This window comes from Paenibacillus sp. TAB_01, assembly GCF_043945595.1.
Classification (GTDB): domain Bacteria; phylum Bacillota; class Bacilli; order Paenibacillales; family NBRC-103111; genus Paenibacillus_S.
The window spans coordinates 3233968-3258017 of record NZ_JBIFNP010000001.1 but is presented as its reverse complement, the minus strand read 5'-3'; the positions used below and the strand labels follow the sequence as shown (position 1 = coordinate 3258017).

The 24050-nt window shown below is 51.1% G+C and carries 21 protein-coding genes, 1 pseudogene and 1 riboswitch; all 22 genes and pseudogenes read left to right on the top strand.

What is annotated here, in order from left to right; genetic code table 11:
* Nucleotides 1-2 precede the first annotated feature (2 nt).
* The 22 genes and pseudogenes from ACHHV8_RS15625 (at nucleotide 3) to ACHHV8_RS15515 (ending at nucleotide 24048) form a co-directional block, all read left to right on the top strand.
* A complete protein-coding gene (locus tag ACHHV8_RS15625) occupies nucleotides 3-1505 on the top strand; it encodes an MFS transporter (protein WP_395159428.1) in 1503 nt (500 codons plus the stop codon).
* A 407-nt stretch (nucleotides 1506-1912) separates the two neighbouring features.
* A complete protein-coding gene (locus ACHHV8_RS15620; protein ID WP_395159426.1) occupies nucleotides 1913-2983 on the top strand; it encodes a DUF4037 domain-containing protein in 1071 nt (356 codons plus the stop codon).
* A gap of 22 nt (nucleotides 2984-3005) precedes the next feature.
* A complete protein-coding gene (locus ACHHV8_RS15615; RefSeq protein ID WP_395159424.1) occupies nucleotides 3006-4259 on the top strand; it encodes an MFS transporter in 1254 nt (417 codons plus the stop codon).
* Between the two features lie 343 nt (nucleotides 4260-4602).
* Nucleotides 4603-4763, top strand: a riboswitch (cyclic di-AMP (ydaO/yuaA leader).
* A 146-nt stretch (nucleotides 4764-4909) separates the two neighbouring features.
* Nucleotides 4910-6733, top strand: a complete 1824-nt coding sequence (locus tag ACHHV8_RS15610; protein ID WP_395159422.1) for an APC family permease — start codon at nucleotides 4910-4912, stop codon at nucleotides 6731-6733.
* Nucleotides 6734-6946: 213 nt separating this feature from the next.
* Nucleotides 6947-8213, top strand: a pseudogene (locus ACHHV8_RS36800) (FAD-binding protein).
* 151 nt (nucleotides 8214-8364) lie between these two features.
* Nucleotides 8365-8748 (top strand): metallophosphoesterase family protein, encoded by a 384-nt coding sequence (locus ACHHV8_RS15595; protein WP_395159416.1) that lies wholly within the window; start codon nucleotides 8365-8367, stop codon nucleotides 8746-8748.
* Entirely contained in the window at nucleotides 8687-9208 is a 522-nt protein-coding gene (locus tag ACHHV8_RS15590; protein ID WP_395159414.1) for a metallophosphoesterase family protein, read from the top strand. Before ACHHV8_RS15595 ends, ACHHV8_RS15590 begins: the two co-directional genes overlap by 62 nt.
* A 40-nt stretch (nucleotides 9209-9248) precedes the next feature.
* A complete protein-coding gene (locus ACHHV8_RS15585; protein WP_395159412.1) occupies nucleotides 9249-9851 on the top strand; it encodes a glycerol-3-phosphate responsive antiterminator in 603 nt (200 codons plus the stop codon).
* A 207-nt stretch (nucleotides 9852-10058) separates the two neighbouring features.
* Nucleotides 10059-11369, top strand: coding sequence for an ABC transporter substrate-binding protein (locus tag ACHHV8_RS15580; RefSeq protein WP_395159410.1), 1311 nt, complete (start codon nucleotides 10059-10061; stop codon nucleotides 11367-11369).
* 26 nt (nucleotides 11370-11395) lie between these two features.
* On the top strand, nucleotides 11396-12505 hold the full coding sequence (locus ACHHV8_RS15575; protein WP_395159408.1) for an ABC transporter ATP-binding protein: 1110 nt from the start codon (nucleotides 11396-11398) through the stop codon (nucleotides 12503-12505).
* A gap of 1 nt (nucleotide 12506) precedes the next feature.
* Nucleotides 12507-13376 (top strand): carbohydrate ABC transporter permease, encoded by an 870-nt coding sequence (locus ACHHV8_RS15570; RefSeq protein ID WP_395159406.1) that lies wholly within the window; start codon nucleotides 12507-12509, stop codon nucleotides 13374-13376.
* A 141-nt stretch (nucleotides 13377-13517) separates the two neighbouring features.
* A complete protein-coding gene (locus tag ACHHV8_RS15565; RefSeq protein WP_395163523.1) occupies nucleotides 13518-14300 on the top strand; it encodes a carbohydrate ABC transporter permease in 783 nt (260 codons plus the stop codon).
* 454 nt (nucleotides 14301-14754) lie between these two features.
* A complete protein-coding gene (locus ACHHV8_RS15560; RefSeq protein ID WP_395159404.1) occupies nucleotides 14755-15069 on the top strand; it encodes an ArsR/SmtB family transcription factor in 315 nt (104 codons plus the stop codon).
* A 10-nt stretch (nucleotides 15070-15079) separates the two neighbouring features.
* Nucleotides 15080-16492 (top strand): arsenic transporter, encoded by a 1413-nt coding sequence (locus ACHHV8_RS15555; protein ID WP_395159402.1) that lies wholly within the window; start codon nucleotides 15080-15082, stop codon nucleotides 16490-16492.
* A 30-nt stretch (nucleotides 16493-16522) separates the two neighbouring features.
* Entirely contained in the window at nucleotides 16523-16948 is a 426-nt protein-coding gene (gene arsC / locus ACHHV8_RS15550) for an arsenate reductase (thioredoxin) (protein WP_395159400.1), read from the top strand.
* A 190-nt stretch (nucleotides 16949-17138) separates the two neighbouring features.
* Entirely contained in the window at nucleotides 17139-17588 is a 450-nt protein-coding gene (locus ACHHV8_RS15545) for a MarR family winged helix-turn-helix transcriptional regulator (RefSeq protein ID WP_395159398.1), read from the top strand.
* Nucleotides 17589-17693: 105 nt separating this feature from the next.
* A complete protein-coding gene (locus ACHHV8_RS15540; RefSeq protein WP_395159396.1) occupies nucleotides 17694-18500 on the top strand; it encodes an arsenite methyltransferase in 807 nt (268 codons plus the stop codon).
* A gap of 139 nt (nucleotides 18501-18639) precedes the next feature.
* On the top strand, nucleotides 18640-19539 hold the full coding sequence (locus ACHHV8_RS15535) for an SDR family oxidoreductase (protein ID WP_395159394.1): 900 nt from the start codon (nucleotides 18640-18642) through the stop codon (nucleotides 19537-19539).
* Nucleotides 19540-20062: 523 nt separating this feature from the next.
* On the top strand, nucleotides 20063-21409 hold the full coding sequence (locus ACHHV8_RS15530; RefSeq protein ID WP_395159392.1) for an ABC transporter substrate-binding protein: 1347 nt from the start codon (nucleotides 20063-20065) through the stop codon (nucleotides 21407-21409).
* 87 nt (nucleotides 21410-21496) lie between these two features.
* Nucleotides 21497-22387 (top strand): carbohydrate ABC transporter permease, encoded by an 891-nt coding sequence (locus ACHHV8_RS15525; protein WP_395159390.1) that lies wholly within the window; start codon nucleotides 21497-21499, stop codon nucleotides 22385-22387.
* A gap of 11 nt (nucleotides 22388-22398) precedes the next feature.
* Complete coding sequence (locus tag ACHHV8_RS15520; RefSeq protein ID WP_395159388.1) at nucleotides 22399-23238, top strand: carbohydrate ABC transporter permease; 840 nt, start codon at nucleotides 22399-22401, stop codon at nucleotides 23236-23238.
* Between the two features lie 102 nt (nucleotides 23239-23340).
* Nucleotides 23341-24048 carry an RraA family protein gene (locus tag ACHHV8_RS15515; protein WP_395159386.1) on the top strand — a complete coding sequence of 236 codons (708 nt, stop codon included), beginning with the start codon at nucleotides 23341-23343 and terminating at the stop codon, nucleotides 24046-24048.
* Nucleotides 24049-24050 lie beyond the last annotated feature (2 nt).

Below are 24050 nucleotides of genomic sequence, written 5' to 3'. Positions count from 1 at the left end.
CAATGAAGGACGATGGGACCGTTCGCGCAGGACAGCAGCAGGGAACTGAGCAGCCAGTGGATGCGGGCGGGCTTTACCCTTGGCTTGTGCTGACGGTAACCAGTCTCGGGGCTTTTCTTATCATGGTCAATATCGGCTCGCTGAACGTCGCGCTGCCGGAGGTGAGCCGCCATTTTCATGCCGATGCGCTGACCTCAAGCTGGATTTTGCTGTCATTTATGCTTGTCAACACGATCCTGATTCTTGTATTCGGGCAGGTATCCGATATTTTCGGCCGCAAAAAGCTGTATTTGAGCGGGATGGCGCTTTTTACCCTGGCAAGTCTGGCTATTGGCTTTGCGCCCAATGCCGGTGTATTGATCGCCCTGCGGGTCGTACAGGCGGCCGGCGGCGCATTTGTCATCGTAAATACGACGGCGCTGATCACCGATGCCTTTCCCGCTAACCGTCTCGGAACCGGTCTGGGCATTAACGTACTGACGGCGTCCGCGGCGCAGCTGCTCGGTCCCGTCGTGGGCGGTCTTATTGCCGGAAGCTGGGGATGGCGGTGGGTATTCTGGTTTAACGTGCCGATCGGTATCATAGCGGTATTGTGGGGCAGCTGGGTTCTGCGGCCGGCGGCGGCAAGGCCGGTCCGGGAGCGAGTCGACGGGCTGGGCGGTGTGCTGATCTTCATCGCGCTGGGCGGTCTGGTTATGGCGCTCTCCGAAAGCGGCGACCTGGGTTGGAGCAGCAGCACGGTGGATATCGGACTCCTGCTGTTTGCTGTCTTTGCTCCATTGTTCATATGGAGGGAACGACGGGCGCCATCGCCGCTTATGGATCTGCAGCTGCTGCGAAGCCGTGCGTTTCTGATGCCGAACCTGGCAACCTTTCTCAACTCGTTTGCCCGCTCTGCCGTGGTGCTGCTTTTTGCACTGTTCTTTCAGTTCGCTTACAGCATGAGCGCTTTCGAGGCGGGGCTCCGGGTGCTGCCATCCGTTATCGGCATGCTGATTATGTCACCGGTCGCCGGTTTTCTGACCCGCCGGTACAGCACCAAGCTGCTGGCATCAATGGGACTGCTCATTTCCATGGCAGGCTTGCTGCTGTTGCTGATTTCCGTAAGCCCGGATCTGTCCTACGGCCTGATCGCGGCAGCGATGCTTCTGGTGGGCTGCGGGGCCGGTTTGTTCCTGACGCCCAACACGACCGACATCATGAGCTCCGTTCCGAGTCATCGCCGGGGTGTCGCCAACGGGCTGCGCTCCATGCTGGGCAACATGGGCCAGGTGCTGAGCACGGCCGTTACGCTGATGATTGTAGGCATCGGGTTGCCGTCCCGATTAAAAGATGTGCTGTACTCAGGCGCTGCGGCGGACTTGACCCGCCCCGATCTAATACTCATTATCCACGGGTACCGGTGGGCAATTGCCGCCCTGTTGATCGCCACCCTGCTCGGACTGGCCGCCTCGCTGTCCCGTCCGGGCAAGCAGACGAGCGAAGGCGCAGGGCAGGGGATATAAGCCCAGCTCATCCCGTAATCAGGCAATCCGCGGGGGCCAGAGCTGCCGCCTGCCATGAAGGAGTGCTGCTCCCGGCCGTAAGGGCATTGCTGCCGAACGGGAAATGGATTCGAAACGGAAGATAAGAGAAAGAACAATAGGGCATCGTATCAGCTCACCAAATGGTGAACGGATACGGTGCTTTTTTTCATAACTTAAGCGCCATATTATGGTATTATGGTGACGTTGAGCTAGGAAGGGAGGCATGCGGATGACAGCCCGATTTTATATACAAGACCTTTTATCCCGCCGACAAGAGGGGGCCGCGCCATTCGCCGTTATGACGTGCGGTGTGGCAGGTTCAGGCAAGCGCCCTCAGGAGAAGGGGAAATCGTCATTGAATAATGAAGGCGGAAGGGAGGAGAGCGATGTCTTTTATAAAGGGAATAGAGCTTTGCCGCAGGTTCCATACGGAGATTGTTGAACCGGTTATGGCCGCCGCCTGTCCGGGGTTGCCGTATTCATCGGCGCTTCTAGGTCCCGGCAGTGAAGTGATTGGCTATGATACCGAGATGTCCACAGACCATGATTGGGGGCCGCGCGTTGTTCTTTTTCTTGATCCGCAGCAATTCGGATATGGGGGACAAGCTCGGCTTGCTCTGCAAGAACACGCCCCGCAAACCTTCTACGGCTTTCCGGTGGATCCAAGCCGGAGCGTGGTGACGACCGTCCCGCAGTTCATTGAAGCATGCTTGGCTGTCCATGCCGATGAACATATGGATATTGAGCTTTTAGACTGGCTCACATTTCCTTCGCAGTCGCTGCTCGAGATCACGGAAGGGGCGGTGTATAGAGACGATCGGGGCGGGTTAACGATGCTGCGCCGGCAGTTGAATTATTATCCCCGCGATATTTGGCTTTACTTGATGGCATCATGCTGGCAGCGCATCGGCCAAGAAGAGCATTTGATGCTCCGGGCAGGCTATGCAGGCGATGAGCTCGGCTCAGCTATTATTGCTTCGCGGCTTGTCCGCGACATCATGAATTTGTGCTTCCTTATAGAGCGCCGATATGCGCCTTATCCGAAATGGTTCGGCACCGCCTTTAAGCAATTAAAGAGCGCCGATGCCCTCATGCCTTATCTGTGGTCCGCTCAAACGGCAGCCGCCTGGAGAGAGCGCGAGTGTGCGTTTAAACATGCTTATACCTGTTTATCCCGGATACACAATGCGCTGGGAATCGCGGTGAAGCTTCCTGAGGACGTCTCGTCCTTCTACGACCGGCCCTTTCAAGTGATGAAGGGTGAAGACATCGCCAGGCTTATCGCCAATCAGATTACGGATACAGAGATCAGCCGCTTAGCCGAACAGCGCTTGATTGGCAATATCGATCTCCTTACGGACAATACCGATTTCCGGAAAATAAGCCGCGGCAAGTCCTTGGGTGGCGGGAATCTGCGCAATGATTTGAAACGCTTTTTTAAGCCTGAGTCCAATTAGGAATGAAAGAAGAGGTGTCCCCTTGATTCATCATGTAATGCATACGCTTTCACCCTTGCGCAACCGCAATTTCCGGATCTATATCGGAGGCCAGGGGATATCGATGCTCGGCAATTGGATGCAGGGAACCGCTCAGGCGTGGGTCGTGTGGAGGCTTACCGGCTCAACCGCCGCGCTTGGCATCGTCGCCATGCTGAACACGCTTCCCGTTCTGCTGCTAGGGCCCTTCTCCGGCGTGACGGCAGACCGGCTCGATCGGCGAAGGCTGCTGATTTATACGAACCTGCTGGCGATGATACTTGCTATCGTCATGGGCATGCTGCTCCAGACGGGAACAGTTCGCTTATGGCATGTCTATGTGCTCGCGGGAATTCTGGGCTGCATTAATGCGCTGGATATTCCCTCGCAGCAGGCATTTCTTGGCGACCTGTCCGGCGTGGAGCAGGTACGCAAAGGCTTTACCCTTAATGCGATCATGGAGCAGGTGATGCGGATGATCGGGCCTTCAGCGGCCGGATGGATGATCGGCAGCTTTGGTGAAGCGCCGGCCTTCTGGCTGAATGGGCTCAGTTATATCGCTGTGCTGGCCAGCTTGTTTGTCGTTAAAGCGGCCCAAGAGCGTCAGGTCAGCTCCAGCCATCCGGCGAAGGAGTTTCGGGCAGGGCTGGCCTTTGTGCGGCGAAAGCCGCGAATCCAGGAATTGATTCTATTTACAGCAATGACTACCTTGTTCGGCTTCGTCAATACGCAGCTCTTTCCGGAAATCGCCGACCACCTGCTGCATGGCGGGCCGGAGACGCTGGGGACGATGATGGGCACGTTCGGCGCTGGCTCGTTCTTCAGCGCCCTGCTGCTGACGCCGCTCCTGCAGCGGGTAAGGACCCGGATGGGCGCTGTCTGCCGTCATAGCCTGGACCGGCTTCTGGTTTTTTATTTTTTCGTTTTCCAGCTGGCTGCCGCTTTCTTTGCTGGCTATCTTTTTCGCTTCCTTCGCCCAGCCCGTCGTGCTTACAACGGTCAAGGGACTGCTTCAGGTGCTGGCGCCTCCCAACATGCGGGCACGGGTGCTGAGCCTGCAGGTGATGATTGCGGTAGGCGTACAGCCGTTGTCCTCGCTGACCGTCGGCTTCGTCGCTCAATTCGCAGGTTCGTCGCATGTGATCCGGACGAACGGATTGCTCATGATTGCCTCGGCCGCTCTGCTGCTGGCGTTTCGTCCTGCGCTGCGTGTGTGGGATCCGCAGGAGGAAGGTCCGGAATCTGCAGCCGATACTAACGCACGCGATCAGACACAGGATCCGCTGAGCACAAAAGGGGAGTATGCGGCGGCGGTCGAATCCGGAACGAAAACTTTGTAGAATTATGTCGATGCACTTGGCCTCGACAGCGAAATGTGCTGTTAGAGGCCTTATTAGTGTTCTTTTATTCAGCCTATATTCCGAAAACGGGAGGGAACGAAGGGAATATCAAGCAAGTCATAGTTCTACTTCTATGTAAGCGCTATTTTGGGGCGTGGATATATGTTTTTTAACCCAAGCTTGATTCCTTGCTTCTTTACAGAAAGAAGGCTGAGGAGTAATATTTCATTCGTACCTATGAATGTGTTTTTCAAATGATATACTCCTGAATCGCTAAATTCTGATAATCAGAAGCGGGGGAACCAAAGGGATGAAGCAGCTTCGTCCCAGGGGTGAATCACTTGGCTGTGAACAGCAAGTGTAGGGATACTTTCTATTCCGAATCCGTCAGCTAACCTCGTCAGCGTTACGAAAGAGGAATTCTTCGTGTGCTTTTGTGTATCCAAGCCGCGGGAAAGTCCAACTTTCCTGCGGCTTTTTTTTGCTGTATCCCAACCGTACGGCCGCTCGGAACCTGCAAATAGGATGCGATGGCTTCTAACTTAAACCTGGTGGTGTAACCGAACTTATGGCAGCTCTCAAAAGATTTTTAATCGGACGACCCTTGAAGTCGACCGAATTAGGGGAACAAAAGCTGACGAAGAAAAAGGCGTTGGCGATTCTTTCCTCCGACGCTTTATCTTCCGTGGCTTATGGTCCGGAACAAATTTTACTGGTCTTAATCACAGTAAGTACCGCCGCATTCTGGTATTCGATTCCGATCGGCATAGGGGTCCTGATTTTACTATTGGCGCTTATTTTGTCCTATCGGCAGATTATTTTTGCTTATCCCCACGGGGGCGGGGCGTATGTCGTGTCCAAGCAGAATCTCGGCGTGTATGCGGGACTCATTGCCGGAGGCTCCTTGCTGGTGGATTACATTTTGACCGTAGCGGTCAGCGTTTCGGCGGGCACGGATGCGATCACGTCCGCTTTTCCGGCACTGCACGAGCATACGGTCGGGATTGCGATTACCTTTGTACTTCTGATCACGCTCTTGAATCTAAGGGGAGTTACCGAGTCTGCTTCCATTTTGGCTTATCCGGTCTATTTATTCGTTGCGGCCATGCTCATCTTGATCGGGGCCGGACTCTTCAGCATCGTAACGGGTAAAGTTACACCCGATTTGCATACGCCCATTGGAACTCCGGTAGCGGGAATCGGTTTATTCCTGCTTCTCAGAGCCTTCGCTTCAGGCAGCTCTGCTTTAACGGGAGTCGAGGCGATTTCCAACGCCATTCCGAATTTCAAGGATCCGGCGCCTTCGAATGCAGCCAAAACGCTCATGGCCATGGGCGGCCTGCTTGCGCTGTTATTTTCGGGCATCGTATACCTTGCCTACTATTTCGGCATTACGCCGAATGCCGAGGCGACCGTCGTTTCCCAGATTGCGGAGCATACCTTTGGCCGTCATTTGATCTACTACATCATTCAGGGAACCACCGCATTAATTCTGATTCTTGCCGCCAATACGGGGTATTCGGCCTTTCCGCTGCTGGCGGTCAATCTGGCCAAGGATAAGTTCATTCCAAGAATGTTCACCATGCGGGGAGACCGGTTAGGGTACTCGAACGGAATTATAATTTTGGGCTTGCTGTCCATTGTGCTGATTATAGCCTTCCAAGGGCAGACCGAGCATTTGATCCCGCTCTATGCGGTAGGCGTATTTATTCCGTTTACGCTTTCACAGACGGGAATGATGGTAAAATGGATTCGCGAAAAGCCCGCAGGCTGGGTCCCCAAGCTGATCATTAATACAACGGGTGCTGTTATCAGCTTTACCGTCTCGATCATGTTCTTCCTGACGAAATTTGCGCAGGTATGGACGATCTTGATTTTCCTGCCGTTGATCGTTTATTTGTTCCACCGCATCAAGAAGCATTACGAAGCGGTAAGCGAGCAATTACGGCTTTCCACTTGCGAACAAGCGGTGCCTATTGAAGGCAATGTCATTATTTTGCCGGTGTCGGGCATCACGCACGTCGTCGAGCAGTCCTTGAATTACGCCCAGTCGCTGTCGGCTAATCAGATTATCGCCGTATATATTCCTTTTGAAAGAGATGACGAGGTCCGGTTCGAAGAAAAATGGAATAAGTGGAGGCCGGATGTCAGGCTCGTAACACTGCATTCTCCTTATAGAAGCATCATTCATCCTTTAAGCAAGTTTATCCATACGGTGCAGCGGAAAGCGAGCGAGTCCAATTATCAGGTTACCGTCATCATTCCGCAGTTTATTCCCAAGAAAAGCTGGCACAACCTGCTTCATAATCAATCCAGCATTATGATCCGTGCTTATTTGCTTTTCCGCAAAGACGTTATTATTACTACCGTTCCTTATCATCTGAAAAAATAATGGAAGAGAGAAGAGGGCCGGATTTTTCTCGGCACCTTCCAATTGAATATTCTTTTCACCCTCCTAATTTTGGATTACAATATGGATGACGCGATGGATGGCGCGGATAACATGAGTGGATGCTGAATTTCGTTTATTCCAAGACGAGCTGTTCATCCCGCGCCCCGCGATACGATAATTACTTCCGATTGAAACCGATTAGGAGCTGTGGACATGGAAAACTTCAGAAATTGGGCGGGCAACTATCAATACAGCGCTGCGGAGGTACATTCTCCTGAAAGCGTGGAACAAATACAGGAGCTGGTAGCCCGCAGCCGTCAAGTGAAGGTGCTCGGCACGCGCCATTCCTTTAACGGGATTGCCGATACGACCGGATGCCAGCTGTCGCTTCAGAAGCTCAATCGCGTGATAGCTATTGACGCTGAGCGCCGCCAAGTAACAGTTGAAGGAGGTATCCGGTACGGCGAGCTGTGCCAATATCTTCATCATGAAGGCTATGCGCTTCACAATTTGGCATCGCTTCCACATATTACGGTGGCAGGCGCTTGCGCAACGGCATCCCATGGCTCGGGCGACCGGAACGGCAATCTCGCTTCGATTGTTCATGCAATGGAGATCGTCAAAGGGGACGGGGAAGTTGAAGTATTTTCCCGGGACCAACAGGACGGGCCGTTTAACGGGGCGGCCGTCGGACTTGGAGGGCTCGGAGTCATTACGAAAATGACGCTGGATGTGGTGCCGGACTTTCAAATGCGTCAATGGGTGTACGAGGAGCCTGCCCCTGGGGCAGCTGGAAAATCAGCTGGACGCGATTTTCTCGAGCGCTTACAGCGTCAGCCTGTTTACGGATTGGAAGAACTCCGCCTTCCATCAAGTCTGGATTAAGGAACAAGTCGGATCATCGGATTCGGCTCAGGGGCCGTCGTCCTTTTTCGGTGCGCGCCGAGCCGCAGTTCCCCGTCACCCGGTGCCGGGGTACAATGCGGAGCCTTGCAGCGAACAGCTGGGCGTTGCAGGTCCCGCATACGAACGGATGGCGCACTTTCGCATGGAGTTTACTCCGAGCGCCGGGGACGAGCTGCAGAGCGAATACTTTTTCTCACGCGAAGACGCCTACCAAGCCTTGTGCGCGATTGACGAGCTGCGTGAGCATATAGCTCCGCTTTTGTACGTATCCGAGGTTCGTACGATTGCAGAAGACGACCTGTGGATGAGCCCGTGCTATAAGCAGGCCTCGGTTGCGATCCATTTCACGTGGAAATCGGATGGACCGGCCGTTCAGCGCGTGCTTCCGATGATCGAAAAAGCGCTTGAGCCCTTCCGCGCCCGTCCGCATTGGAGCAAGCTGTTTGCCATGCAGCCTGCTCAACTGCAGGGGCTTTATGCGAAGCTGCCTGACTTTCAGCGGCTGCTTCTGCAATGCGACCCGCAGGGCAAGTTCCGCAATGCCTTCCTGGATAAGTATATTATGGGGAATTGAAGCAGCCGGCAGGCCCGTGAGCATATTACGGGTCTGCTTTGTATATATTTTACAAATAATCCATGAAATCTGAGATTACTTTTAATATTCATCCCGTATCATCAAAGTTGATCGTAACCAATCCAAATCGAGAATGAGAGGGAGATGACTTATGAAGCTGGCAGTTATGGGAGATTTGCATTATCACGAAATTGATGAGGCGATTCCGGGATGGGCAGAGGCGCGCAATGATTTCTATCAAACCTTTCTGAAGCATTTTTTCACCACGGAAGCCGATATTCATATTTCATTGGGGGACCTGACCAATTACGGCTATGCGTCGGAGCTGAATGAGGTTTACGGGATCGTGAAGCAGTATGACACCACATTTTATCATGCTCTGGGGAATCACGACCTTTACGCTCAGACAAGAAAAGAGTCAGCTCGAAATTTCCGGACAAGCCCGCTACCACGCTGTAACTACAGAGCAGGCGGTGCTCGTATTCCTCGATACGGCCAAGGAGATGGATTTCAAGGATTGGGGCGGCTGGATTGACGAAGAGCAGCTGCGCTGGTTCGAACAAGTGATCCAAGACTCCGGGACGAAGCCGGTGCTGGTGTTCGCTCATCATCCTGTACATAAGACGACAACCCATTCGGACAGGGACAAAGGCTCGATTCATCCCGACATTGATATGTGGAGCATTCTAAGCCAGAAGCAAGGCATCGGCATTTATTTTAATGGGCATACGCATATTGATTCTATCGTGCAGCAGAATAACTGGACTTTTGTTCAGCTGTCTGCGTGCCTGGACGAACATGGCTTGCGGATAGTGGACATCGGGGAGGAAGACATTCGGATTACGGCGATCGATATTGCGGAAGCTGCGCTTACAGACAATGCAGGGACGTTATACACGCACATGAAACACTTTAAGCCTACTGCCGATGCCTGCGGAAACGATGCGGAGCGGGAATGTACGGTTTCCTTGCGGCTGGCGACGGAACAAAAATAGGGTCGGACGGATGACGAAACGACGGAATGAGGACAATGGGATGATTTGGGACAGGTTAAACACGCACAAGATGGTCGCCTCCATTAAGGAGCCGAAGCAAATCGAAATCGCTTTGTCCCTGCGCAACCAATTAAGCGGCGTATTTTTGCTGACCGGACACATTGGGGTGATCCAAGGCTATGTGAATTTGTTCAGAAGCCACCAGGTACCGGTTTTCCTGCATTTGGAAAAGATTGGCGGCTTATGCTCGGATTATCACGGTCTTGATTACCTTCACAAGGTGATTAAACCGACCGGGATCATTACTACGAAGACGAATGTCGTCAAGACAGCTATGAAAATGGGGCTGTTCACCATTCAGCGTTTCTTCCTGATGGATACCGAAGGATTAGATAATATAGCCAAGAGTCTCGCTCAGATCGAGCCTGATATCATTGAGGTTATGCCTGCGCGGATTCCCGAAATGATCGGGGAGATCAAGAACATTACGGCCCTTCCGATCATCTCCGGCGGACTGCTGGCTGAACGGGAGCATACCTTGGCGTGTCTGAAGCACGGGGCGGCTGCCGTTTCCACTTCCAGAACGGAATTGTGGCGGGATACCTATGCTATTGATGAGAACAAGATACGTATAATAGTATAAAGTGTGCTTACTTGGTTATGGTTATTTTTCAAAAGTTTAACAGTGATTTAACACTCGGTTAATATTCATAGATTAAGATGTTTTTGACAAGTAAATAGTATTGGGTTGGAGTGAGGGAGAAGCCTTGATTAGCTGCTGACGTGAGTCAGCGGTCGATTGAGGCTTTTTTCTTATGCAATCCCTATTACCAAATCAGGAGGGTTTATCATGCTAAAGAACAAAAGCGTGTCCATTCTTACTCTCAGTACTTTAATTATGTTAACAGCCTGCGGATCCAGCCCAACAAACGGTGCGGAAAGCACGAACGGAGGTTCGGCTTCCGGCGGCGGGAAAATTATTGTCAAGTATTGGACGGCAAACGGCGGCAAAATTGAAGAAGCCAAGCAAAATCTCGTGAAAAAATTTAACGAGTCGCAAAACCGCATTGAAGTCCAGCAGGCCAACCAAGGGAATTATGACGATCTTCATGCCAAAGTCCAGGCTGCCTTCGCCGCCGGAAATGCGCCTTCCGTATTTGATCTTGAAATCTCTTCCACCGGCATCTTTTCCCGTTCCGGCATGCTGACGGACCTGACACCTCTTGCTCAGCGAGACGATGCGCAGATCGATCTGAAAGATTTTAACCCGGGCCTTATGGGCAATGCTTACGTGGACGGCAAGCTGTACGGCATTCCGTTTATGCGCAGCACGCCGATCTTCTATAAAAATGTGACCATGCTAAAAGAAGCCGGACTGGACCCGGCCAGCTGCAAAACATCGACCGAGCTTGAACAGTACGGCCAAGTGCTGAAGTCCAAGGGCAAGACGCCGATGACGATGGCGGTTGGCGTATGGGAATACGAAGCGCTGGTTGCGCAAAGCGGAGGCAAGGTAATAAGCGATGACGGGAAGAAAGCGACGTTCAATTCGCCTGAAGGCGTGGCTCCGGTTGAATTCTGGAAGAAAATGTATGATGAAGGTGTGATCAAGTTTGTCGTAGGCAAGACGGCGGGCGCTGATGCCGAGAAGGATTGGAGCAATCAAATCTCCGCATTTAAAATCGGCTCGACAGCGGGTGTGTCCGCAAGCCTGGAGGTGGCGAAGGGCAATAACTTTGAAATGCAGACCGACTTCATGCCTGCGAACAAATCGTACGGCGTTCCGACCGGCGGATGCCATCTGGCCATTACTTCCAAGCTCAGCGAGCAGGAGAAAGAAGCGACATGGGAGTTCGTTAAATTTATGACGTCCAAGGAAAATACGATCTACCAGCACAAATATGTTGGATATTTGCCGAACCGCCTTTCCGCTTTACAAAGCGATGAGCTGCAAAACTACTACAAAGAGTTCCCGCAGTATAAGGTTGCTTCCGATCAGTTGAAATATGCGGTGCTGCGTCCGAACGCCAACGCCTATCCGGAAATTTCGAAGACGATTCTGGACGCGATGACGAACGCCATCCTGGAGAAAAATGTGAAGCCGCAGGATGCAATGAATGAAGCTGCGGAGAAAGCCAACAAGCTGCTGAGCAAACAATAATCTGCCAAGACGAGGGAGATGAGAATATGGCGCAGATCGTATTAAAGCATATTTCGAAGAAGTATAAAGAGGACACGATCATCAGCGATTTGAATCTGACGATTAAGGACGGATCGTTCACGGTGCTTGTCGGGCCGTCGGGCTGCGGCAAGTCAACGACCCTGCGTATGATTGCGGGGCTGGAGAAGGAAAGCGGCGGCGAAATCTGGATCGGCGATCAGTGCGTGAATCATATGCAGCCCGGACTGCGGGATGTAGCGATGGTATTTCAGAACTATGCTTTATATCCGACGATGACGGTCCGCGAAAATATTGAATTCGGACTTCGAAACCGAAAGGTTCCGAAACCGGACAGGGAGGCCTTGATCCGCGATATATGTGAAATCGTCGATTTAACGCCCCATTTGAACAAAAAGCCGCAAAATTTGTCCGGCGGACAACGCCAAAGGGTGGCGCTCGCCAGAGCGATGGTCAAAAAGCCGAAAGTATTTATTCTCGACGAGCCGCTCTCGAATCTGGATGCCAAGCTGCGCAATCAGATGAGAACGGAATTGATTCAGCTGCATCAAAGGCTGGGATCGACCTTTGTCTATGTAACCCACGACCAGGTGGAAGCCATGTCGATGGGGGATGAAATCGTCGTCATGAATAAAGGGGTCATCCAGCAAGCCGATTCGCCAATGAAGCTGTATCACGATCCGGACAATTTGTTTACCGCACAATTTATCGGGACGCCGGCGATGAACATTATGGAATACAGCCGAGTTCCGGGCCTTAAGGCGGAAGCGAAGGCAGCGATCAAGTATATCGGCTTCCGGGCCGAGCATGTCATCACGAACCTGAATGAACTGAAGGAAGGTCTTGTAGTGGAAGGGGAGATCCTTACCCGCGAGAGCTTGGGGTCGGAAAATATTTATCAGGTACAGTCCGCTGCAGGCCTGTTTTTCGTAAAGACGTTCCTGTCCCCGCTGCTGACGGCATCTCATATGAAAGTCATCATTCCGTACGCTCAATTGTATTATTTTGACTCGAACGGCAGCAGGATACGCGGGATCGAGACGCCGAATCATGCGGCAGCGGGGAAAGTACAGGAAGCAGCGCGCAACCGTGCTCTTCTGGGAGTCGGCGGTGCATAACATGACACTCTGGGAAAAGCTGCGCCCTTATTCGATGGTCGCTCCGGCGCTCACGATCTTCTCTTTATTCTTCATTTATCCGATTCTGTATATGATCTATTTAAGCATGTACGATTGGAACTTTATAAGCCCGACGAAAAACTTTGTCGGCTTGCAAAATTTTGCCGAGCTTCTGCAGGAAAAAGAATTTCTTCAGGTCATATCCAATACGACGATTTATACCTTGTTGACCGTCGCGTTCATCATTGGCCTTTCCTTAATCTTGGCCTTATGGCTAAATCGGGCCGGACTGTTCCAAAGCTTCGTGCAGGGGGCGATATTCAGTCCCCATATCGTTTCATGGGTATCCATTTCGATGATCTGGGCATGGGTGATGGACCCGCAGTACGGCCTGCTCAACTGGTTTATCGGCTTGTTCGGCTTCGGCAAGCTGGCGTGGCTGTCGTCGCAAAGCACTTCCTTGATCTCGCTGGTCATCGTTGCCGTGTGGAAAGGTCTGGGCTATAACACGCTGGTGTTTATCGCCGGTCTGCAAAGCATTCCGAAGGATATTTACGAGGCTGCGGCGCTGGATCATTCCAAGTCTTGGACGACTTTTTCCAGGCTGATTCTTCCGATGCTGTCGCCGACGATCTTTTTTCTCGTCATTATCAATATGATCGGCTCCTTCCAGGTTTTCGAGACCATAGCGATCATGACGCAGGGGGGGCCGGTCAATTCTACCAATACGCTGGTCTATTACATCTACGAATATGGCTTCCGGTTCTTCAAAATCGGTTACGCCTCTGCTGCCGGGGTTATTCTGCTATTCATCGTGGGACTTTTGACTATCGTTTACTTTAAAATGCTGTCCAAGCGCGTTCATTATTAAGATTAAAAATCACAGGAGGTGAGTCCATTGAAGGCCGAACACGCTATGCAACCGGACCGAGCCCTGGTTCATGTCAAAAGCAGGGAAGAGATCGTTTCGAAAATACTGCTGTACGTAAGGCGGGCCGTCAGTGCGGCCGGCATGATCGGCTTGGTGCTTGTATTTGCCATGCCGTTTGTATGGATGCTCTCGACTTCCTTAAAAACGCTGCCGGAAACGATGATTTTTCCGCCCAACTGGATTCCCAAGCATTTCATCTGGAGCAACTATGCCAAAGCGTGGGGTTCCGGACCGTTTTTGCACTACATTACGAATAGTCTTATCATTTCGATTGGCATTCTCATCATGCAGATGCTGACGATCATTCCGGCGGCCTACGCCTTTGCGCGCTACAAATTTACAGGCTCGGGATTTTTATTCGGCATGGTGATGGTGACGCTGATGATCCCGTCGCAGCTGATTTTCCTGCCTGTGTATTTACAGTTAAGCGCATGGAAGCTGCTGAATACGCATCTCGCTCTTATTCTCCCGTTTGCCTCCAGCGCTTTCGGCATCTTCCTCCTGCGGCAGGCGTTCAAGCAGGTGCAGGAGGAATTGCTCGAGGCAGCCAGGCTGGACCGCGCCCAGGAATGGCAGATCATTTTGAGGCTGATGGTGCCGATGGCCAAGCCGGTATTGGCAACCTTTGCCTTGTTCAGCTTCATTGCCCACTGGAACGATTATTTCTGGCCGTTGGTCATGACGACGGATGAAACGGCCAGGACACTGCCGCTCGGAATCGCGAAGATCCGGGAGGAAGAAGGGATGGCGAACTGGAATGTGCTGATGGCGGGAAATATGATTCTGGTGACGCCGATCCTGATCGCCTTCTTCTTTGCCCAACGGCACATTATCCGTGCGTTTGTTTATACCGGCGTGAAGTAAAGTAAACGGGAAGAAGAATGTTACGCTGTCCGTCGGTTAGGGCGGAGTCAAATTGTCAAATTGCAAACAGCCTGTTCAGGGCTGTGAGCTTGTCGAGAAACCCTGAATTTGTATGATACTCCGGTGGGGTATCCTCCTACAGCCGCTGTTGAAACCCGTGAATTGGAATAAATTTAAAGGTATTTTCACGGATTTCAAAGGCGGACGTAAACTAAGCGTTTTTCGTAGAAAAATGGGCTTCGTAAGCTTGGATACCCCACCTGCGTCTGTGCTCCTTTTTCACTTAAAAGCGGGTTTCTCGACAGCCTGACAGCCTGTTCAGGGCTGTTTTTTTATTTTCAGGTGGAAGAAGGCTTGAGTTATTTACAAATTCTTAATATATAATCCATTGATTATATAATTGAATTCTTATATAGTTATTGACAGACGCAGAATATAAGACGGGAGGAAGCGTATGGAACCCATTAGCGAGATGGCCGAACATTTAAAATTGCTCAGCGACAAAACCCGGCTCACGGTGCTGGCTTATTTAAAAGAACGCGCCCTCTGCGTGTGCGACATTGTCGAGCTTATGGAGACATCACAGCCAAACATAAGCCAGCATTTGCGCAAGCTGAAGGCCGCAGGCATCGTAAACGAAACTCGAAAGGGGCAGTGGATTTATTACTCGTTATCGATTGAGAATAAGCCTTACATTCAAGAGCTATTGCAGCACCTCCCCTCGTTAAAAGAACAAATCGACCAGCTCAAAAACTGCTGCGATTCATGAGGAGGAAGCTATGGTAATTACCGCGTTTTTCATTTTTTTGGCCACATTGACCTTTGTCATTTGGCAGCCGAAAGGATTGAATATCGGCTGGTCCGCAAGCGGAGGGGCGATCCTTGCCTTGCTGTGCGGTGTGGTTAGCTTCACGGATGTCGGTATAGTCACCGGGATCGTGTGGAATGCAACTTTGGCGTTTGTAGCCATTATTTTAATTTCGCTTGTGCTTGATGAAATCGGGCTTTTTGAATGGTCGGCTTTACATATGGCTCGGCTTGCGCGAGGGAATGGGCGGTTCCTCTTTGGCTTTATTATTCTGCTCGGGTCCGCAGTCGCCGCATTGTTTGCCAACGATGGCGCAGCCTTGATCATGACACCGATTGTGCTGGCTATGGTGAGGGCGCTTGAATTTGAGGCCAAGCTGATTCTTCCCTTTATTATGGCGAGCGGATTTATTGCAGATACGGCCTCGCTGCCGCTTGTCGTTAGCAATTTGGTGAACATCGTCTCTGCCGACTATTTCAGCATCGGGTTTACGGAATACGCAAGCCGGATGCTCATCCCGAATTTCTGTTCTATTCTTGCAAGCCTTCTTGTGCTGTATCTGTATTTCCACTCAAGCATCCCGAGCAGCTATCCTCTTACCCAACTGAAAAAACCGGCTGAGGCCATCAAAGATAGGAGGCTGTTCAAATTAGCCTGGGTCATTCTGGCTGCGCTTCTCGCTGCTTATTTCGTTAGCGAGCTTTATGCTGTGCCGGTCTCCGTAATTGCGGGAGTCGCAGCGATTGTCTTGCTGCTAGCGGCAAGAAGAAGTCCGGTCATCCATTGTTGGAAGCTGGTGAAAGGTGCGCCATGGGCAGTCGTTATTTTTTCCATCGGCATGTATGTCGTCGTTTATGGTCTTAGAAACGCGGGTCTGACTGACGCCTTGGGCCGCGTCATTCAAGCCGTTGCAGATCATGGATTGTTCTCGGCGGCGGTAGGAATGGGCTTCATCGCTGCGTTTCTATCGTCCATCATGAATAATATGCCCACGGTGATGATCGATGCGCTGGCCATTCAAGGTACGCACACCGGAGGATTCGTTCGCGAAGCACTGATTTATGCAAATGTAATCGGTTCGGATTTAGGTCCGAAAATTACGCCTATCGGCTCCTTGGCGACGCTGCTCTGGCTGCATGTGCTTCGCACGAAGAACGTGAATATCAGCTGGGGGTATTATTTTAAAATCGGGGTCTTGATAACGATTCCGACGCTCTTTGTTACCCTAACCGGTTTGTTTGTCTGGTTATATGCCTTGCAAGCTCTTCAGATCAATGTATGGCTAACTATCGCAGCGATCATGGTTGCGCTTGTCATTGCAGGGATGATTGTGAAAGCCCGGATAGCTGCGAAAGCACCTGGCAAAGGGCGGCAGCCTATCTAATAAATCAAAAATAAAAGGAGATTGTTATTTATGGAGAAAAAGCCATTAGTTTATTTTTTATGTACTGGCAATTCATGCAGAAGCCAAATCGCTGACGGATTTTTAAAAGCATTGGGAAGCGACAGGTACGAGGTGAAGAGCGCGGGACTGGAAGCGCACGGTTTAAACCCAAGAGCGGTGCAGGTGATGAGGGAAGCGGGCGTGGATATCAGCAGCCATTCGTCGGATGTGATCAATCCGGAAATATTGAACAGCGCCGATTATGTAATTACTCTGTGCGGCCATGCCGATGAGCATTGTCCTGTTATTTCTAATACGAACGTCACGAAATGGCATTGGGGCTTTGACGACCCTGCTAAAGCAGCGGGAACGGAAGACGAGGTCATGAACCAGTTTCGTTCCGTCCGCGACTCGATTAAGAGCCGGATCGAACAGTTTCTCGCCGAGGGGAAATGAGAGGCCTGCAGATGAAGCGGGGGCTGTGAAGTCTTTAGAGGCTTTGTCAGCCTCTTTTTATTTTCCAATTTTTACAATCGCTGATACAATGGAGGGGGCTATGGCGACGTCTTGGCGGTAGTCCTGCAATGATTTTATTAGTTGCAATTTGCAAATATATGTTGTATAACTAAATCATGAGGTGAGCCTTATGGAAAATGTCCGCGAGCTATTTCAAACCATGACACGCCGATTTGGTTTCCTGAATAAAAATTGCTGCTCTGCCGGGGGCTTCGATATTTCTTTGGTGCAGAGCCATATCCTTTATGAGATTGACCATCGGCATAGACCATCGATTCAACTGGTTGCGGAGGGGTTAGGTACCGATATTACGACCTTCAGCCGCCAAATCCAGTCGCTAATAAAAATGAATTTAGTAAAAAAAGACCCGGATCCTAACGATCGTAGAGTGTTCGTTCTTTCCTTGACAACAGAGGGCAAGTACGTTGCCGCTATGATTGACCAGCAAATGAATGCTTATTTAAGTGAAGTTTTCTCTCATATGAATGAGTTTGAAAAGGACACGGTCCTTCGCTCCATTCAGCTTTTGAATGACGCTATGGCGAAATCAAGCCAATGCTGCACAACCCCTCCGGGGTAATTTTGTTCATTATATATTTGTAATTTGCAAATAATTTTAATGCCAGCGGCTTTCTTTTTCAATGGCCGTTGTTGATTTATAAAATGAAGCCAAGGAGTGATTCATGTGAATCAAATCAGCAGTGATCAAATTCGCCAAAATGTTAGGAATCGATATAAAGAAGCAGCCTTGCAGCCAGTGGAAAACAGTTCGGTTTGTTTCCCAAGCTCAAGCTGCTGCGGCTCGTCTGCAGATTACACCGATATTTCCTCCAAGCTTGGTTACTCCAGCGAAGAAATGAATTCCGTGCCGGCTGGAGCCAACCTTGGACTCGGCTGCGGAAACCCTCAAACGATTGCCGGACTTAAGCCAGGAGAAGTCATTCTGGATCTTGGAAGCGGCGGCGGATTCGATTGTTTTCTTGCGTCCAGGCAAGTAGGGGAGACAGGCCGAGTGATCGGTGTGGACATGACACCGGAAATGGTAAGCCGCGCCCGCATGAATGCTGTAAACGGCGGATTTGCCAATGCCGATTTCAGATTAGGGGAAATTGAGCATTTGCCTGTTCCCGATCAGACGGTGGATGTCATTATTTCAAACTGCGTTATCAATCTTTCGCCAGCGAAACAGCTGGTGTTCGACGAGGCGTTTCGGGTTCTGCGTTCAGGAGGGCGGTTAGCCATCTCGGATATTGTCATGACAGCCGAGCTCCCTGCGGAAATAAAGAATGATTTGGGGGCGATGTATTCGGGTTGTATTTCCGGAGCATCTTCCGTTGAAGACATCAGGGCCATGCTGACGAAGAGCGGATTTACGGAAGTGGTTGTGGAGCCAAAGGATGAATCCAGGGCATTTATTAAAAACTGGGTTCCGGGTGCTGACGTGGAAAATTACATTCAAGCTGCTGTTATAAAAGGAATCAAGCCTGAGTAATCAAGGCCATCCTGATGATGCATTTAATGTATACCGTGAGAGCTTATCCGTCTAGACCGGATAAGCTTTTTGTTATGGCATGTTTTCAATTCATACGAATAAAGTGTGATAAGTAATGAAATATGAGAGGAGAAGAAGCGTGACTTACTATATCTATCCGTATTTGGGCTGGAAGCAGCAGTGTACCCAGGTGCCGGTCGTCTTTCCGCCGCAGCATCAGAGCCGGCATCCCGGCTATGAATATTTGATGAATCCGCGTCCGTTGTCTGACAATCCCGCCTATACGGGCAGCGGAAGGCTGAAAAATAAGATAGCCCTCATTACCGGCGGGGACAGCGGCATCGGACGGGCCGTGGCGATTGCTTTTGCCAAGGAAGGCGCCGACTTGGCCATCGCTTATCTCGATGAGCATGAGGATGCAGCCGAGACGAAGCGGGTCGTCAACGGGCTTGGGCGGCAGTGCTTGACGATGGCGGCAGATTTAAGACAGGAGGAAAACTGTCACTCCGTTGTAAATGAAACGATCCGAACGTACGGGCGGCTCGATATTCTGGTCAATAATCACGGCGTGCAATTCCATCAGCGGAGCATTCTCGATATTACCCGAGGACAGCTGTTGAATACGTTCCATACCAACATTATTTCTTTCTTTGATATGACGAAAGCGGCCCTGCCTCATCTGCGCGCAGGAAGCTCCATCATCAATACCACCTCCGATACCGCCTTCTCCGGCATGGCCTTTATGATTGACTACACCGCTACGAAGGGAGCTATTGTTTCCTTTACCCGCTCTTTATCCCTCTCGCTGGCCAACCAAGGCATCCGGGTTAACGCGGTAGCGCCCGGACCGACCTGGACACCGTTAATTCCTTCCGCATTCACGGCAGAAGAAGTGACCACCTTTGGCACGGAGGTCCCACTGAGACGGCCGGGACAGCCCTATGAGCTGGCTCCGACCTATGTACTGTTAGCTTCTGATGACGCTTCGTACATATCGGGACAGGTCATGTTCGTCAATGGCGGCTCGATCGTTACTTGAAAGGAAACTGATTCTATCAGGAATTGGCGGATGCCTGCTGGAGCATAATCCTGCTTGATGCAGCCACCTGAGGGAACAATATGAACGGCTTTCCTATTGGGAGAAGCCGTTTTTTTCATGGACTCGAATAAATTCCCTTGCCCATAGCATTCGAGATTTAAGTGGGAGGGAGGAGCGGATGCCTGAAAACGGAGAGTGTGCAGCAAGTTAGGAAAACGATTTAGTTTATCGATTTCCTGTTGACATATTAGCACTTTTGGGGTTACTATGATTATGAAATCGATACACTAAATCGATAAACCTAAACAACTACGATTAAACCACCCGCGAATTCACTCCCGACATCGAGAGATATCTAAACCCGCTTCATTTATTGCATCCGCTTACATTTCACCTTTGTTTTCACGCCAGCTTGTTGTGCAATCTTAATCATCGGTCTAGGCTATTTCAATAAACCATGATCCGGAGTGGTTGATGAAAAGTGTGGATAAATGGATCAGCCAATCAAAAAGGAGGGCTTTAGATGGTTAATAAGAAAGCGCTTTTATTTCTGCCGGTTATTTCTATGCTAGGCATGGCCGCCTGCAGCAGCGGCGGCTCCGGCTCTGCCCCGGCTTCACCCGCCGCCCCTGGGGCATCGGCCGATTCCGCGTCCGGCGGCGCGAAGAAAGAGGCGAACATTTCGATTCGGTTCGCTTGGTGGGGAGACGGCAAGAGGCATGAGAAATACAATGCGATAGCCGACATGTACGAGAAGCAGCATCCTAACGTTAAGATTGTCAGAGAGTTCGGCTCGTTCAACGATTACTGGGATAAGATGGCGACGCAGACCGCCGGCGGGAATATGCCGGATGTGGTCGGCATGCATGCAACCTATGTAGCCGATTATGCACGGCGCAACACGCTGTTGGATCTGGGGTCGTATGTTAAGGATGGAACGATTGATCTGAACAGCTTTCCGCCTGCGGTTCAGGAAGCGGGCAAGGTCAACGGCAAAACGCTTATGGTTGCCCAAGGAGTCACCATGACAGGCTGGGAGTACAACACGGCGATGTTCGATAAATTAGGCGTCAAATACCCGGATTACAATTGGACATGGGACGATTTTATCGCCAAGGTGCTGGAGCTGCAGAAGGCGATTAAGGACAATGGCGTCTGGGCGATAGCCGACAACAGCGGCGAAATTACAAGCCTGCAAGTTTATGCGCGTCAGCGGGGCAAGGAGCTGTTTACCGCCGAAGGAAAGCTCGGGCTGGGCAAAGAGGATATGGTTGCCTGGTTCTCCATCTGGGACCAGCTGCGTAAGGCGAAGGCGATTCCGGATGCCGCTACGACAGAGCAATATTCTACCGTATCTTTGGATCAGGGCCTGTTCGTCAAAAATAAAATCGCGCTCGCATCTTTTCCGTTCAACCAAATTCCGCTGTACCAGAATTACATAAAGGAAGGCGAGGTCCGCGCGCTCCGCAGGCCGACCGATCCGAAGGGCAAGGAAGGGGAATTCGTCGAAGGCGCTTATCTCGCCGTCTCCGCCAACTCGAAGCAGCCCAAAGCGGCAGCGGATTTCATTAATTTCTTCGTGAATAACGAAGAGGCGCAGAAGGTATTTAAGCTTGAGCAGGGCGCGCTTGGATCAAGCAAAGGGAACGAAACGATTAAACCGCTGCTGACACCGGCAGAGCAAAGAACGACCGAGGCGATTCAAACAAGCCTGAAGACTGCGGGCCAGCTGCCGCTTCCTCCGGCAGGGCAAGGAGCGGTGCGGACGCTGCTGACGGAAACGGCGCAGTCGATCGCTTTCGGGAAAAGCACCATCGATCAGGCCTCGCAGTCATTTATCGATAAAGCGACTGCGATATTAAACAAATAGACGAGAGAGTCATACCGCGCATTCTTGCGGCCGCCGGTGAATACAAGCGCAGAGGCTTCACCCGGCCGCTCCCTTGGGAGTGAAATTATGCATACACTAAAACGGTTTGTACAAAACAACTGGGTTGGTTATCTGTTCATAACGCCGTGGCTCGTCGGCTTGATTGGTTTAAGCGCATTTCCTATGGGCTTCTCGCTTTATCTGGCCTTCACAAGCTATGATTTGTTCTCGGCTCCGAAGTGGATCGGATTAGGTAATTTCATAGAAATGTTTCATGATCCGAAATATACGGGCAGCGTCGGGGTTACGCTTCACTACGTATTGATTGCCGTTCCGCTGTCGCTGTTATTCGCCCTCGCGGTTGCCCTTCTGCTTAACAAAGGAATCCGGGGCTTGCGGATTTACCGGGCCATCTACTATGTTCCCTCCTTATTCGGAGGCAGCGTGGCCGTCGCGCTGCTGTGGCGGCAGCTTTTCGGCGGGGAGGGGCTGCTGAACAGTCTTCTGCATCTCCTGGGAATCGAAGGCATGAATTGGATCGCCACACCGGGCACGGCGTTGTACACCTTGATCCTGTTATCGACATGGCAGTTCGGCTCAGCGATGGTCATTTTTCTGGCCGGGTTGAAGCAGATCCCGCACGATTTATATGAATCGGCACGCATCGATGGAGCCGGGACCTGGAAGCAGTTCGCTAACATTACGCTTCCTTTGCTGACGCCGATCTTGTTCTTCAATCTGGTCATGCAGATCATCCATGCGTTTCAGGCATTCACACCGGCCTTTATTGTCAGCGGAGGAACCGGCGGGCCTCTGAATTCAACGCTCTTTTATACCTTGTATTTGTATCAAAAAGGGTTCGCCCAATTCCAAATGGGCTATGCGGCGGCGATGGCCTGGATGCTGCTGTGCACAATAGCCTTTGTAACGTCGCTTCTTTTCGCCACCTCCAGGACATGGGTCTATTATCAGGAATAGGAGGGAGCATTGTGGTCAAGAGCAAAGCATCCAAATACGCGCTTCATGTCTTCATTATTGCCGGCTGCGTAATCATGATCTATCCGCTGCTGTGGATGTTCGTCAGCTCGTTTAAGCCGACAACGGACATTTTTACGAATACATCGCTCATTCCGCAATCGGTGACTTGGGACAATTACCGGCAGGGCTGGGCAGGCTTATCCGGCGTAACGTTCGGAACCTTTTTCCTGAATACCTTCCTGCTCGTCGGGCTGTGTATTGTCGGGAACCTGATCTCCTGCTCCATGGCGGCATATGCTTTCGGGCGGCTCCGGTTTTTTATGAAAAAAGCATTTTTCGCTATCATGCTGGCTACGCTCATGCTGCCTTTTCACGTCACAGTCATCCCGCAGTACATTATGTTTAATACCTTCGGCTGGGTTAACACGTACCTGCCATTGGTTTTACCGAAGTTTCTGGGTACGGAAGCCTTCTTTATTTTTCTGATCGTGCAGTTTATCCGTTCATTACCGCGCGAGCTGGACCAAGCGGCTGAAATCGACGGCTGCGGACCGATCAAAATGTACTGGTATATCATGATTCCGCTGACCGTTCCGGCCTTGATGACAACCTCGTTGTTTACCTTTATATGGACCTGGAACGATTTCTTCAGTCAGCTGCTCTATATCAGCAATATTGAACGATTTCCGATTGCGCTGGCCCTTCGAATGTTTACCGATTCGCTGGGCGATAACAATTGGGGCGCTTTGTTCGCCATGTCGATTTTATCCCTTGTTCCCGTATTCTGCGTGTTTATATTTTTCCAGAAATATTTGATCGAAGGGATCTCGACAGGCGCGCTGAAAGGCTAGACGTACGCCGTTTTGAATGTATCACGCCGATTTTTGTTCCTTGAAAGCCTAGGTGCTTTTGGGGATAAAAATATAAAAAACATGCACTAGGGAGTGAACCGAATGAGTCAGGTGAAGATGTCCGAAGAGGAAAGACAAGAGCTGCTTGAGCTGTACAAGGATTTAAGGGTTGCCGATGTACGCGATGGAATGGATTGGAACATGATGCACCATTACGGAACCGTTCATTACGAAATTCGTCCGCTCTTCCGCACCAGGGCTGTCGGCATTGCGCAAACATCCAGATACGTCCCTTACCAGGAAGACGTTCCGCAGATGACTTCCGAGGAATATACGGAATGGGTCAAATGGTATTATGCGAACAAGACTCATAACCCGGGCATGAAGGCTTCCCGGCCCGGCGATTTTGTGGTGGTCGACCAAAGCGGTGTCGATGTAGGCATTCTGGGCTCCAACAACTCGCTGCAGTATTACTCCCAGGGAGCGGTTGGCTTTATTACGAACGGAGGTGTCCGCGATACGGACGAATTGATTTTGCAGCAGGTGCCGGTCTGGTCGAAATTCGTTTCCCAGAAAATGAACCAAGGCCGGATTCAATTCGAAGCGAATGACGTGCCGGTGCAAATCGGAGGCGTCGTCATTTATCCGGGAGATGTCATTGTGGCCGACGGCGACGGCGTCATTGCCGTGCCAAGAAAAATCGCGGTGGAAGTGGCGAAGTACGCGCACCAGGAATTGAAGAACGATAAGGCGGGACGCCGCCGGATCTATGAAGCGATGAACAAGGAACTCGATCATACGGTATTGTAAAT

Coding starts and splice junctions, on each gene's coding strand:
- ACHHV8_RS15570 (WP_395159406.1), top strand. CDS start 12,507: ATGACACTCTGGGAAAAGCTGCGCCCTTATTCGATGGTCGCTCCGGCG.
- arsC (WP_395159400.1), top strand. CDS start 16,523: ATGGAGAAAAAGCCATTAGTTTATTTTTTATGTACTGGCAATTCATGC.
- ACHHV8_RS15565 (WP_395163523.1), top strand. CDS start 13,518: ATGATCGGCTTGGTGCTTGTATTTGCCATGCCGTTTGTATGGATGCTC.
- ACHHV8_RS15595 (WP_395159416.1), top strand. CDS start 8,365: ATGAAGCTGGCAGTTATGGGAGATTTGCATTATCACGAAATTGATGAG.
- ACHHV8_RS15515 (WP_395159386.1), top strand. CDS start 23,341: ATGAGTCAGGTGAAGATGTCCGAAGAGGAAAGACAAGAGCTGCTTGAG.
- ACHHV8_RS15530 (WP_395159392.1), top strand. CDS start 20,063: ATGGTTAATAAGAAAGCGCTTTTATTTCTGCCGGTTATTTCTATGCTA.
- ACHHV8_RS15555 (WP_395159402.1), top strand. CDS start 15,080: ATGGTAATTACCGCGTTTTTCATTTTTTTGGCCACATTGACCTTTGTC.
- ACHHV8_RS15525 (WP_395159390.1), top strand. CDS start 21,497: ATGCATACACTAAAACGGTTTGTACAAAACAACTGGGTTGGTTATCTG.
- ACHHV8_RS15625 (WP_395159428.1), top strand. CDS start 3: ATGAAGGACGATGGGACCGTTCGCGCAGGACAGCAGCAGGGAACTGAG.
- ACHHV8_RS15575 (WP_395159408.1), top strand. CDS start 11,396: ATGGCGCAGATCGTATTAAAGCATATTTCGAAGAAGTATAAAGAGGAC.
- ACHHV8_RS15620 (WP_395159426.1), top strand. CDS start 1,913: ATGTCTTTTATAAAGGGAATAGAGCTTTGCCGCAGGTTCCATACGGAG.
- ACHHV8_RS15580 (WP_395159410.1), top strand. CDS start 10,059: ATGCTAAAGAACAAAAGCGTGTCCATTCTTACTCTCAGTACTTTAATT.
- ACHHV8_RS15610 (WP_395159422.1), top strand. CDS start 4,910: ATGGCAGCTCTCAAAAGATTTTTAATCGGACGACCCTTGAAGTCGACC.
- ACHHV8_RS15585 (WP_395159412.1), top strand. CDS start 9,249: ATGATTTGGGACAGGTTAAACACGCACAAGATGGTCGCCTCCATTAAG.
- ACHHV8_RS15545 (WP_395159398.1), top strand. CDS start 17,139: ATGGAAAATGTCCGCGAGCTATTTCAAACCATGACACGCCGATTTGGT.
- ACHHV8_RS15560 (WP_395159404.1), top strand. CDS start 14,755: ATGGAACCCATTAGCGAGATGGCCGAACATTTAAAATTGCTCAGCGAC.